The sequence below is a fragment of the Anaerobacillus sp. 1_MG-2023 genome (assembly GCF_030547345.1).
In the GTDB taxonomy this organism is placed as follows: Bacteria; Bacillota; Bacilli; order Bacillales; family Guptibacillaceae; genus Guptibacillus; species Guptibacillus hwajinpoensis_B.
The window spans coordinates 164,231-177,366 of the sequence record NZ_JAUORD010000004.1 but is presented as its reverse complement, the minus strand read 5'-3'; the positions used below and the strand labels follow the sequence as shown (position 1 = coordinate 177,366).

Here is a 13,136-nt window from a genome sequence, read left to right as displayed (position 1 = left end):
AGGGAGGATTTTTATTTATACTATTTTTTACATAAACATTCCTACAAATATAGCCGTAATAAAGGACGCTAGTGTACCACCGATAATGGCCTTTAACCCTAATTTAGAAACTTGAGAACGTTTAGTGGGCTCGAGTGACCCTAGTCCAATAATAAGCTGCCCGATGGATGAGAAGTTAGCAAAGTTACATAGTGCGACAGAAAGAATGGCAACGGTTTTGTCAGATAGCTGTGCTTGAATGGAGGTTAAGTTTTGGAAAGCCACAAATTCATTAATTGACATTTTCGTACCAATGATGGATGCTGCTCGAAAAGCTTCATCCGTTGGAATACCTACTAATAGGGCAAATGGATAGAAGATATACCCTAGAATTGAGCTCAGGTCAGTTCCAACGAAACCTAACATGCCGTTTACAACTGCTAGAATACTGATGAATGCTATCAAAAGACCTCCAATATTTAACGCAAGCATCACACCGCTGACTGTTCCGTCGGCGATTGCCTCAAAAATATTGGCGTGATCCGTTTTTTTCATTTTTACTTTATCATTAGTTTGTGAAACTTCAGTTTCTGGTTCCATCACTTTTGCAATAACAAGTGAAACGAAAGGAACGCTAAAGACAGAGATCAATAAATATTTAAGTTCAATACCCATAAGTGAATAACCGACGAGGATGGCTCCACTAGCAGAAGCAGTACCTCCTACCATGATGGCAAATATCTCAGATCTGGTGAGCAATTTCAAATATGGTTTTACAAGTAAAGGCGCTTCGGCTAGGCCTAAAAAGGAGTTTCCAACAGCGTTAAATGTTTCAACTTTCGTCGTTCCCATTAGCTTACCAATCGTAATGCCAATCACTTGAACGATAAGTGGGATAATGCGCATGTAATAAAGTGCTGAGACAAGAGCAGAAATGAAGATGATGACAGCTAAAACATTTATAGCAAATACAAATGTTAGACCTGTTTCTTCGTAGAGGCCACCAAATACGAATTGAATACCTTCGTTACTATAGTTAATAACGTTTTGTACAGCTGCAGAAGCTTTTTCGAGCATAACCTTTCCTGCATTTACTTTTAGAACAAATAAAACAAAAAGCCCTTCAACTAAAACGCCAACCCCGATCGTTCTCCATTTGACTGATTTTTTCTTGTTACTCATTAACCAGGCGATAGCAAGTACGCCAATAATCGAGAGTAGTCCTGTGAAAATATTCATGATGGTAATTCCCCCTGAAAACTAGTGGTTTCTTCACAAATCTAAATCGGTTGAATACAAAAAAACCCGTACTTTGTAGAAAGTCCGAGTTTACAGGAAGAAAAGTGGCACACAAAAAAACAGAATATGCTTGTCTAAGTGATGATGCCATACCTTCCCTATAGTCCAGCAATTCTCGGTTGCCGGGTAGAAACTCTTTGGACCCTATTTCCAAAATTATATAGAGATAAATGTGAAGTTGTATTCATCAATCTAGCAGAAGAAAGAATAGGTAGCAAGACCTATTAATAAAGTAGGAATGTTTGGAATATTCGAATGAAAAATGTAAACGCACAACATTTTTTTGCTTATTGCTTCCTTATTCACGCTCTGATAGAGTACAAAGTGATTAGAATAATGGAAGCTCATATATGTCGGGAATTGGCCTGAACGTTTCTACCCTGTTACCTGAAATGACAGGACTATGAGTGAATAAAAAATTGAGAAGCCCTTAAACGTAGCTCATTGCTATAAATAGAAAAGGTTCACTTTCAGGAAACGATGGTTAGCGACATGCGAGTTATCCAGCAGGGGGATATAGGATGGAAAAAAAGAAGGTATATTTCAATCATGATGGTGGCGTTGATGATTTGGCATCACTGTTTCTATTATTAAACATGGAAGAGATCGAGCTTGCTGGCGTATCGGTTATTCCTGCAGATTGTTATCTAGAACCAGCTGTTTCTGCAAGCAGAAAAATAATAGATCGATTTGGAAAAGCCACTGGATTAAATGTTGCGGCCTCCAATTCAAGAGGGATTAATCCATTCCCTAAAGACTGGCGCATGCATGCCTTTTATGTCGATGCTTTACCTATTCTAAACGAATCAAATAAAGTAAATACACCTATGTCAGAACTGCCTGCTCATTTGCATCTGATTGATGCTCTCGAACAAAGCTCTGAACCGCTGACGCTCCTTTTTACTGGACCATTAACAGATCTTGCTAGAGCGTTAGAAACAGCTCCGCATATTGAACAGAGTATTGAAAAGTTAGTATGGATGGGGGGCACTTTCCTAGAAGTAGGAAATGTGGAAGAACCAGAACATGATAGTACAGCAGAATGGAATGCTTTTTGGGACCCCGAAGCAGTATCTACTGTTTTCAAAACTTCTATTAAGATCGAAATGGTCGCACTTGAAAGCACGAATCAAGTTCCATTAACCAATAATGTAAGAAACATGTGGGCAGCTAAACGAAAGGAAATTGGTGTTGACTTTATTGGACAATGCTACGCCATGTGTCCTCCACTTGTACACGTTGAGACCAATTCGACTTACTATTTATGGGATGTTCTTACTACAGTTTCTGTGACACCAAAACCTTTTATCCATTCAAGAAAAGTAAAATGTCGTGTTGAAGTAGATGGAGTAAGTCAAGGGAGAACCGTTCTTGATGAAATAGGTCGTGAAGTAATTGTAGTAGATGACGTGGATCGTGACATGTTCTTTAACTATTTCACTTCCATCATGCTGAAAGCAGAAGATCAATTAGAAGCTTCTCACCCTTATTAATTAAATGAACATCAAAAAAGCTGACTCACTCGAGTCAGCTTTTTTCGTAGAGTTCCTTTAACGACGTGATTGATCAGCTATTTTTTGAGCTTTTAAGCTATTAGCAAAATGTATCTTAGCTAAATTCCCAAGAATCTGATCTCCATGTTTTTGAATAAGCTTTGCAGCTGCTATATCTACAGCTGGTCCCGCCCCTTTAGGAAGCTTTACATTATATTCTTTTCCAAGTCGATCCATTTCCATTACAAAAGAGTACCTTGCAATAATGGATGCTGCTGCTACGGCAAGGTGTATTTCTTCAGCTTTAGTTGCGAAATATACATTTTCTTTTACGATTGTGGATTGACCTTTTAGGTAGTTGAAATAAACTTCAGGTTTAGCGAATTGATCAATGAGTATGGCATCATATTCCTGTACTTTGCGCATCACATTCTGGATGGCCTGATTATGTAGTAGAGCCTTCATTTTCCCCTGATTCGTTCCCTTTTTCTGCATAGTATTGTATTTTTCATTTGGTAGGATAAGCAGGCTATAAGGAATGGTTTTAATCAAATTTCTAGCTATTTCAATAATTTCTGGATCCTTCATTCCTTTAGAATCTCTTACACCGAGTTCCTTTAAGAGTGGAATTTGCTTCTGGTCGACATATGCAGCAACAACTGTCATTGGACCAAAGAAATCTCCTGTCCCAACTTCATCACTTCCGATGGCGGAAAGAGTTGAGATATTACCAGGTGGAGAGTATTGATGATCGCCCACTGTTTTCTTTTTCGAATTCGTTGCCTTTTTAGAACTCGCTGTTCCGCTAGATTGCCATGGTCTTGCTTCTGCTTCTGCCCCTGCACCCTGGAACATTATTTTTCCAGATTTATAGCCTGTAATAGTACAGGTAGAAGTTTTCGCTACAAAAACGCTCCCCGGTGGCTGTTTATCGCTTAAGTGGCTGTTGTATTTCTTTTTAATTTCATTCATAATGGAAGGTGATACAGTTAAAACAACCTGTGACATAACAAAACTCCTTTTGTGAACTAGGCTTGCATCCTATTATAGCAGAATCTGAAGGTGAACAAGAATGGTTCAGGAGCGCTGTGTTTCAAAAATACCAATTTTCATGCTATGATGTAAAATAGGATTCTCTCTCTTGATAGGAGGCTTATGGGGTGACAGACAGTCATGGAAAAATACGTACAACCGTGGAAATCTATGGTGAACAATATACAATAATCGGTGATAAAAGTCATCAACATATTCGTGAAGTCTCAACTTTAGTGGATGAGAAGATGAATGAGATTAAAGGAATGAATACCTATTTAGATACGAAGCGACTTGCTGTGCTAACAGCAGTTAATATTGTAAATGATTATGTGATGATTAAGAAAGAACTTGAAGAGTTAAAGAAAAAACTGAGAGAAGAGGAATAACGTAAGATGGTTGATCTAATTCTTTTTATTATACTAGTTGGAGGGTTCCTAATTGGACTTCGAAGAGGCTTGATCCTTCAAGTCGTTCATTTAGCAGGATTTATCGTTTCATTTGTTGTTGCGTATATGTATTTTAAGGATCTCGCTCCACATTTGAAGCTATGGATTCCATACCCGTCCTTCGGCAACGAGGCATCTTCTACGGCAATGGTGTTTGACGCTATAAACTTAGAGGCCACATACTATAGTGGAATTGCGTTTGCGTTATTGTTCTTTGGTACCAAAATTATTATGCAAATAGTTGGTTCTATGCTCGACTTTCTTGCAGATTTACCTATATTGAGAACTGTAAATGGATGGCTTGGCGGAGTGCTTGGATTTGTAGAAGTATACATTATCGTGTTTTTATTTCTATTTATTGCAGCACTTCTTCCAAATGAAACCGTTCAAACAGCCATATCAAATTCGTTTCTTGCGGAAAGCATCGTCAAGCATACCCCTGTGTTGACAGAACAAATTAAAGACCTCTGGAGTACGCACGTAGCATAACCCTTCAATTAGAAGGGTTATTTATTTGTATTAGCATAAGTACTATTGGTTAAATTGGTAGCGCTTGTAGGATCTAATCGAGCGCTCTCGCTTTTTTTAAGATAAATTAATTGGATTTGGGTTTGAATATGGATAGGATAGTAGTAATGATCTTATGAAGAAGGGTGAGAAAAAGATGAATAAAAAACAGGTTATTCATTTCCTTGAAGAGATAGCAGTTTATATGGAATTGAAAGGGGAAAACCCTTTTAAAATATCCGCTTTTCGTAAAGCGGCCCGAGCACTCGAAACAGATGATCGGAGTATGGAGCAAATTGAAGATCCTGCTGAGCTAAATGGCATTGGAAAAGGGACGGCAGCGGTAATAAATGAAATTCTCGAAAAAGGAGAATCAGAAACGCTTGAATCATTAAAGAAGGAAGTCCCATCTGGTCTTGTGCCGTTACTTAAATTACCGGGACTTGGTGGTAAAAAGCTTGCTAAGCTATACAAGGAACTTGATGTTATTGATATGGCGACATTACAAAAAGCTTGTGAAGCACATCAGATTCAAGAACTCCCTGGTTTTGGGAAAAAGAGTGAGGATAAAATTCTTGAAGCGATTGAGGAAGCAGGTAAAAGACCTGAACGCTTATCCATTGCCTACATGCTACCACTTGCTGAAAACATTGAAAGCCAATTAAAAGAAATCCATAGCATTGACAAATTTGCAAGAGCGGGGAGCTTGCGAAGGGTAAGGGAAACGATCAAAGACCTTGACTTTATTATAGCGACAACTTCTGCTGCTGATGTGTCAGCGAGCTTACTTGAATTAGAAGGTGTTTCTAAAGTAGTCGTAAAGGGAGAGACGAAGATTACACTTGAACTTGGCGATGAATATGGCGTTTCAGTAGATTTTAGAATTGTAATGCCTGAAGAATTTGCTTCTACACTCCATCATTTTACGGGTTCGCAGGCTCATAATGTAAAAATGAGGCAAATCGCAAAAAAGAAAGGCGAAAAAATTAGTGAGTATGGTGTAGAGTCTTTAGAAACGGGGGAAGTTCTCACATTTGAAGATGAAAAGGATTTCTACCAGCATTTTGGTTTAGCCTATATTCCGCCAGAAATCCGCGAAGATAAAGGTGAAATTGAAGAAGCTGAGAAAGATGAAATTGAATTAGTCCAGTTGAACGATATAAAAGGAGATCTACATATGCACTCCACCTGGAGTGATGGTGCTTATACGATTGAAGAAATGGCCGAACGAGCAAGAGCAAAAGGATATTCGTATATCGCGATAACAGATCACTCTCAGTACCTTAAAGTGGCGAATGGTTTGACACCAGAAAGGCTACGAGAGCAAAGAGAAGAGATTGATCGTCTCAATCAAAAATGGAATGATTTTAGAATATTTGCAGGGGTAGAAATGGATATTTTACCTGATGGAACACTTGATTATGACGATAAGATGTTGTCGGAAATGGATTTTGTTATTGCTTCGATTCATTCATCCTTTTCCCAAGATGAGGATACGATAATGGCACGTCTTGAAACAGCACTTCGGAGTCACCATGTTGACCTCATTGCTCATCCATCAGGAAGGTTACTTGGAAAAAGGAAAGGGTATGCTTTAAGCCATGATAAGTTAATAACGCTTGCGAAAGAAACGGATACGGCTCTTGAATTAAATGCAAATCCAAACCGATTAGATCTTGCAGCGGAATGGCTTCAAAAAGCACAAGAAAACCATGTTAAAATAATGATTAATACAGATGCTCACCATATGGACATGCTTGAGCATATGGAAATCGGCGTAGCAGCTGGGAGAAGAGGCTGGCTACGAAAAGAGACTGTCTTAAACACATTTACGGCTAAAGATCTTGAAGCATTCTTTAACCGTCACTCATAAACAAATCCCGTTTTATTAGGAGGAACGACCATTGCAAAAAAGAGTGTTACGGCTACTCGAATATAATAAAGTGAAAGAACGATTAAGAAAACACGTCTCATCCTCATTAGGAAAACAAAAAGTAGAACAGTTAACCCCTTTGTATTCTTTAATAGATGTTAACCATCAGTTAGCAGGAACAGAAGAAGGAAGAAAAGTGATCCGTCTTCGTGGTCAAGCGCCGCTTGGTGGCATTAGAGATATTAGACAAAGCGTGAAGCGAGCAGAGATTGGAGGGATGCTAAACCCATCTGAATTACTCGACATCTCGAGTACAATCTACGGCGGTCGTCGATTTAAAACATTTCTTGATAATATGATTGAAGATGGTGTAGAGCTTCCTCTTCTCGGAGATTTAGTTAGTCAAATTATGCCTGAAAATGAGCTGGAGAATGAGATTAACGCCTGCATAGATGAGGACGGGGATTTGCTTGATTCTGCAAGTGATGCACTTCGTCGACTTAGAACCCAGCTTCGTAGCTTTGAATCTCGCGTTCGTGAGAAATTAGAAAGCCTCATTCGATCTTCAAGCACAAGGAAAATGCTTTCAGATGCGCTCATTACCATTCGGAATGAACGTTACGTTATCCCCGTTAAGCAGGAATATAGAAGTTCATTTGGTGGAATGGTCCACGACCAATCCTCTTCTGGTGCGACGTTGTTTATTGAACCACAATCGGTCGTATCAATTAACAATCAGCTAAAAGAAGTAAAAGTTAAGGAAAAACTTGAGATTGAGCGGATCCTAACAGAATTGACCGGACATGTTGCGGAAGCTTCTGAAACGCTTAGACATAATGTTGATGTACTTGCGGATATTGATTTTATTTTTGCGCGTGCCCTCTATGCTGACGAATTGAAAGCAACAAATCCTTCCATGAATGATGAGGGGGAGCTAGAAATAAGACAGGGAAGACATCCCCTTTTACCTCAAGATGAGGTCGTCCCTTCTTCCCTATTTCTCGGAAAAGACTATTCATCACTGGTTATTACTGGACCAAACACAGGCGGGAAAACAGTTACATTAAAAACGGCCGGACTTCTTACGCTAATGGCTCAATCTGGACTTCATATACCAGCTGATGAAGGATCTACTATGGCGGTCTTTCAAAATATCTTTGCAGACATCGGAGACGAGCAGTCTATCGAGCAAAGCTTAAGTACTTTTTCTTCGCATATGACGAATATCGTTCATATTCTCAAGAACATTGACCATAATAGTCTTGTTCTTTTTGATGAGCTTGGCGCTGGGACCGATCCTCAGGAAGGTGCTGCACTTGCCATATCCATACTTGATTATGTATATAAGCGTGGATCAAGAGTTATTGCGACGACACATTACAGTGAATTAAAAGCCTATGCGTATAATCGAGAAGGCGTGATGAATGCCAGTGTAGAATTTGATGTTGAGACACTACGCCCCACGTATCGCCTATTAATTGGAGTGCCAGGCCGCAGTAATGCATTTGAGATTTCAAGACGCCTCGGGCTGATGGATGATATTATTGAGGATGCCCGATCTCAAATATCAAGCGAAAGTAACAAAGTTGATCGGATGATTTCATCACTTGAAGATAGCCAGAAGCAAGCCGAATTAGATCGAGAAGGAGCGTCTGAACTTAGAAAAGAAGCAGAATCACTTAAGAATGACTTGGAAAAGCAGCTTGAGAAATTTGAAAAACAGCGAGAGCGACTTTTTGAGAAAGCGGAACAGAAAGCTGCTGAAGAAGTAGAGAAAGCCCAAGAACAAGCCAAAAAAATCATTCAGGAACTGCGTACATTCCAAAATGGATCTGTTAAAGAACACCAATTGATTGATGCTCAAAAACAGCTTGAGGATGCGAAACCAGAATTGAAATCTTCAAAACCAAAGCCTAAAAAAACCCAAACTAAATCATATCAACCAGGTGATGAAGTGAAGGTGATTAGCTTTAACCAAAAAGGGCACATTGTTGAGCAAGTCGGGAAGAACGAATACCAGGTTCAACTTGGGATAATGAAAATGAATGTTAAGGCAAATGATCTGGAAGCGATTAAATCAAAACCGGTCGTTGAGCGAAAGCCGTTTGTGACAGTTCGTGGAAGTGATAGTCGAGTGAAAACTGAACTTGATTTACGAGGTAAAAGGTATGAAGATGCTCAAATGGAAGTTGAGCGCTATATCGACGATGCCTTACTTGCTGGGTATAACCAGGTCTCAATCATTCATGGTAAAGGAACGGGGGCACTTAGAAAAGGTGTCCATGAATGGTTGAAACGTCATTCCCGAGTGAAAAATCTACGCATGGGTGGAATGAATGAAGGCGGCGGTGGTGTAACTGTCGTTGAATTGAAGTAGAGAAAGGATTTAAACAATGGATCAATTATGGGAGAGTGTCGCATTTCAAACTGCAGCGAATTATAGCGTAGTGATTGTTTGTATGATTGTGTTTCTTTCAGTATTTGAATTTGTAACGTCCTATCGTAACTGGGAAGAAATCCAAAAAGGTAACCTCGCAGTAGCGATGGCTACTGGAGGTAAAATATTTGGTATTGCGAATATCTTTCGTTTTTCAATTGAGCATAATGATTCACTTGTGACCATGATGGGGTGGGGGGTCTTTGGATTTCTCCTTCTATTAATTGGTTACTTCACCTTTGAGTTTTTAACACCTAAATTTAGGATAGATAAAGAAATTACAGCAGACAATCGAGCTGTAGGATTCATTTCTATGGTTATTTCGATTGGTTTGTCCTTTGTAATAGGGGCAGGAATTTCGTAAGGGGAGCACATATGGAGACTTTATGGAAAGTTCTTATGGTTGTATCAGGGATATTCTTTATTGCGGGCATTGTTTATTTATTTTATTTTGTATGATCGTTCAAGAAGAGCAGGTACTTTACCTGTTCTTTTTTTGTTCAAAATTCTGTGCGCTCTTATCACAACTTAACCTAATTGTGGATAGAATAATGTCGTATGCTCGTCTATCTTTTACGACTTAAAATGCCAATGTATTCAAAAAATTAAAAAAAGATAGGATATTTGAAGCGTTTTCATTATAATTATCATATAGAGAGAGTTTTGGTTTGGAAGGAGTCGTGAAAGGGAGGTTGATGAAAATTGACAAACAATGGCGCAAAAGAATGGTTTGATTATTATCAAGAAGGAGTACCGACTTCAATAGAGTATGAGGAAAAGCCCCTCCATGCTTATCTTGTTGATGCAGCTACAAAACATCCTAACAAAAAGGCAGTTCACTTTCTGGGAAAAGAACTTACCTTTCAGGAGTTATTTCATCGCTCAAGACGACTTGCGAATTCATTGCGGGATCACGGTCTGAGCAAGGGCGGGAGAGTATCGATCATGCTTCCTAATTGCCCTCAAGCTGTGATTAGTTATTACGCTGTATTGATGGCTGGGGGAGTGGTCGTTCAGACGAATCCACTATACATGGAGAGGGAACTAGAACATCAATTAACAGATTCTAAGGCGGATATGATGATCTGTCTTGATCTTGTTTTACCGAAAGTATTAAAAGTAAAAGATAAAACAGTACTAAAGCACATTGTTGTAACGAAGATTCAGGAGTATTTACCTTTTCCTAAAAATGTTCTGTATCCACTCGTGCAAAAGCAAAAGAAGCAGGGATTACTTGTTGAAATGCCTTCAACAGGCCAAATTCATAGCTTTTTGGAATGGGTGGCAAACGGTAATAACGATGATATACATGTTAATGTTGATTCCAAAGAAGATTTGGCTCTTCTTCAATACACTGGTGGAACTACAGGTCTCGCAAAAGGAGTTATGCTGACACACTATAACCTGGTTGTTAACACGATGCAATGTAAGAATTGGATTCGTGATGCTAAATATGGCGAAGAGAGTGTGATGGGAATTCTCCCGTTTTTCCATGTTTACGGAATGACTTGTGTGATGAACTTATCGATTATGTATGCTGCCAAAATGATTATACTTCCAAAGTTTGAACCTAAAGACACATTAAAAACGATTCAAAAACAAAAGCCAACCTTATTTCCAGGTGCACCAACTATTTATATCTCTTTATTAAATGATCCGAATATCGATCGCTATGATCTCTCGTCTATTAAAGCTTGTATTAGCGGTTCAGCTCCACTTCCAGTTGAAATCCAACAAAAATTTCAAGAGAAAATTAGCGGTCGTTTAGTGGAAGGTTATGGTTTAACAGAGTCATCTCCTGTAACCCATTCCAATCCTTTATCAGATGGTACTGTTGTTGGTAGTATCGGTTTACCTTGGCCAGACACAGATGCAAAAATTGTGAATGCTGCAAATGAAGAAGCTGAAGTGAAGGAAATCGGCGAATTAATTGTGAAAGGTCCACAGGTGATGAAGGGGTATTGGAATTTACCAGATGAAACCGCTGCCGTATTGAAGGATGACTGGCTTTATACTGGTGACATGGCTTATCGAGATGAGAAGGGCTACTTTTATGTCGTTGATCGGAAAAAGGATATGATTATTGCAGGCGGATATAACATTTATCCACGCGAAGTTGAAGAAGTTTTATATGAACACCCAGCAGTTCAAGAAGCCGTTATTATTGGTGTACCTGATGCTTATAGAGGAGAAACAGTGAAAGCATTCGTAGTGCTAAAAAGTAACGTTGAAATAACAGAAGATGATTTAAATCAACATTGTCGACGTTACCTTGCTGCTTATAAGGTACCTCGATTATATGAATTTCGGGAGGAGCTTCCTAAAACAACCGTTGGAAAAATTCTACGTCGTGTTCTAGTCGACGAAGAGAAAGTTAAACAAAACCAATCGCTGTAGCGATTGGTTTTGCTTTTTTAATTTCAGTTAAATCAATATGTATTAAATAAAAAATTCCGGAAAGATTCGCACATTTCTGCTTATTATGATATGATGAATTTGCAAAATAACTCTCGATTCCAACCGAGCGCTCGTTCAGAAATCTTATATTGACAATAGCATGGTCGTGTCGCTACAATAAGATTATGAATGAATGCTCATTCATTTTGAATGAGTGCCGGATAAAGAATAAGGGAGAGCTTCATATGGTTGAAAAGGGGAAAAAAAGGGGTCCGAAATACGATAAAATCATTGATGCGGCTGTTGTTGTCATTGCTCAAAATGGTTATCATCAAGCGCAAGTATCCAAGATTGCGCGTGAAGCAGGCGTGGCAGACGGTACGATCTACCTTTATTTTAAGAATAAAGAGGATTTGTTAATTTCGTTGTTTCAGAAAAAAATGGGAAGTTTTATCGATAAGACAGAGGAACAAATTGTAAAGAAAGATAATGCAATGGATAAATTGTTCACACTTATTGATATGCACTTTAAACATCTAGGTTCTGATTATGAGCTTGCTATCGTCACGCAATTGGAACTAAGACAAACAAATAAAGCCCTTCGAGCACAAATTGGCGAAGTACTTAAGAAATACCTTACACTCGTTGATCACATATTGCATGAGGGAATTAAATCAGGATTGTTTATTGAGGAACTAGATATTCGTCTCGCAAGACAAATGATCTTTGGGACTCTCGATGAAACCGTAACGAATTGGGTTATGAAAGACCACAAATTTGAGTTAGAACCACTTGCTAAGCCACTTCATAATCTTTTGATCAATGGCTTAAGCAAATAAATAGAGACCCCGGCTTTGACTGGGGTCACAAAGTTTTGAGAGGAGTGGAGAAGTGGAATTCATTAACATTTCAACTGAAAATAAAGTGGCACAAATTACGCTGAACCGTCCACCAGCTAATGCAGTGGCATCGGACGTATTGCGGGAATTGTCAGAAGCTTTCACTCAAATTGAAGACGATCCAGCAACAAAAGTTATATTGCTCTCTGGAGAAGGAAAGTTTTTCTCAGCAGGAGCTGATATTAAAGAGTTTACAACGGTTAGCACTGAAGAAGGATTTGCTGATTTGGGGAGCTATGGTCAACAATTATTCGACAAAATGGAAGCGTTCCCAAAACCGATCATCGCTGCTATTCATGGTGCTGCGCTTGGTGGTGGACTAGAACTTGCAATGGCATGTCATATTCGTCTTGTAACTGAAGATGCAAAGCTAGGTCTTCCCGAACTGCAGCTAGGTTTGGTGCCGGGATTTGCAGGTACTCAAAGGTTGCCGGCATTAGTAGGAAAAGCAAAAGCAACAGAGATGCTGCTAACGAGCGAGCCAATTTCAGGACGTGAAGCTGTTTCAACTGGTTTAGCAAATCAGATGTATAGCGAGGAAGAGCTTCTTCCGAAAGCAAAAGAGCTTGCTGAGAAGATTGCTATGAAGAGCGCTGTGGCAGTTGGTTATGCACTTAAACTTCTTACTTATTCTAAATCGGAAAAGTTTGATGAAGGCGTTCAAAAAGAAAAAGAGTATTTTGGAAAGGCATTTGCTTCAGAAGATGGCCAAGAAGGCATTCGAGCCTTCATCGAGAAGCGTCAGCCAAACTTTCAAGATAAATAAGGTGA

At 39.1% G+C, this 13,136-nt stretch carries 11 protein-coding genes and 2 riboswitches; of the genes, 9 read left to right on the top strand and 2 right to left on the bottom strand.

Features of this window, described 5'->3' with window-relative positions; translation table 11 throughout:
• Positions 1-27 precede the first annotated feature (27 nt).
• On the bottom strand, positions 28-1,218 hold the full coding sequence (locus Q4550_RS09405; protein WP_303532101.1) for a NupC/NupG family nucleoside CNT transporter: 1,191 nt from the start codon (positions 1,216-1,218) through the stop codon (positions 28-30).
• 141 nt (positions 1,219-1,359) lie between these two features.
• A riboswitch (purine riboswitch) is annotated at positions 1,360-1,462 on the bottom strand.
• Between the two features lie 140 nt (positions 1,463-1,602).
• Positions 1,603-1,702: riboswitch (purine riboswitch) on the top strand.
• A gap of 97 nt (positions 1,703-1,799) precedes the next feature.
• Here Q4550_RS09405 and Q4550_RS09400 point away from each other — a divergent pair.
• Positions 1,800-2,771, top strand: coding sequence for a nucleoside hydrolase (locus Q4550_RS09400; protein ID WP_283153909.1), 972 nt, complete (start codon positions 1,800-1,802; stop codon positions 2,769-2,771).
• 57 nt (positions 2,772-2,828) lie between these two features.
• Here the strand turns inward: Q4550_RS09400 and rnhC are convergent, their stop codons facing one another.
• Positions 2,829-3,779, bottom strand: a complete 951-nt coding sequence (gene rnhC, locus Q4550_RS09395; protein ID WP_303532099.1) for a ribonuclease HIII — start codon at positions 3,777-3,779, stop codon at positions 2,829-2,831.
• Positions 3,780-3,931: 152 nt separating this feature from the next.
• Between rnhC and zapA the strand changes: the two genes are divergently transcribed.
• The 8 genes from zapA (at position 3,932) to Q4550_RS09355 (ending at position 13,131) form a co-directional block, all read left to right on the top strand.
• Entirely contained in the window at positions 3,932-4,192 is a 261-nt protein-coding gene (gene zapA / locus Q4550_RS09390; protein WP_194219337.1) for a cell division protein ZapA, read from the top strand.
• Between the two features lie 6 nt (positions 4,193-4,198).
• The gene (locus Q4550_RS09385) at positions 4,199-4,741 is read left to right on the top strand and encodes a CvpA family protein (RefSeq protein WP_226614603.1); all 543 of its coding nucleotides are present in this window, start codon (positions 4,199-4,201) and stop codon (positions 4,739-4,741) included.
• Positions 4,742-4,916: 175 nt separating this feature from the next.
• A complete protein-coding gene (gene polX, locus Q4550_RS09380) occupies positions 4,917-6,632 on the top strand; it encodes a DNA polymerase/3'-5' exonuclease PolX (protein ID WP_303532095.1) in 1,716 nt (571 codons plus the stop codon).
• 31 nt (positions 6,633-6,663) lie between these two features.
• A complete protein-coding gene (locus tag Q4550_RS09375; RefSeq protein WP_303532092.1) occupies positions 6,664-9,009 on the top strand; it encodes an endonuclease MutS2 in 2,346 nt (781 codons plus the stop codon).
• A gap of 16 nt (positions 9,010-9,025) precedes the next feature.
• Complete coding sequence (locus Q4550_RS09370; protein WP_303532090.1) at positions 9,026-9,433, top strand: DUF350 domain-containing protein; 408 nt, start codon at positions 9,026-9,028, stop codon at positions 9,431-9,433.
• A gap of 338 nt (positions 9,434-9,771) precedes the next feature.
• Entirely contained in the window at positions 9,772-11,466 is a 1,695-nt protein-coding gene (locus Q4550_RS09365; protein ID WP_303532088.1) for an AMP-binding protein, read from the top strand.
• Between the two features lie 245 nt (positions 11,467-11,711).
• Positions 11,712-12,305: a fatty acid metabolism transcriptional regulator FadR gene (locus Q4550_RS09360; protein WP_226614598.1), complete on the top strand. Its 594-nt coding sequence runs from the start codon at positions 11,712-11,714 to the stop codon at positions 12,303-12,305.
• A gap of 52 nt (positions 12,306-12,357) precedes the next feature.
• Entirely contained in the window at positions 12,358-13,131 is a 774-nt protein-coding gene (locus Q4550_RS09355; RefSeq protein WP_303532085.1) for an enoyl-CoA hydratase, read from the top strand.
• The last annotated feature ends 5 nt before the right edge of the window (positions 13,132-13,136 follow it).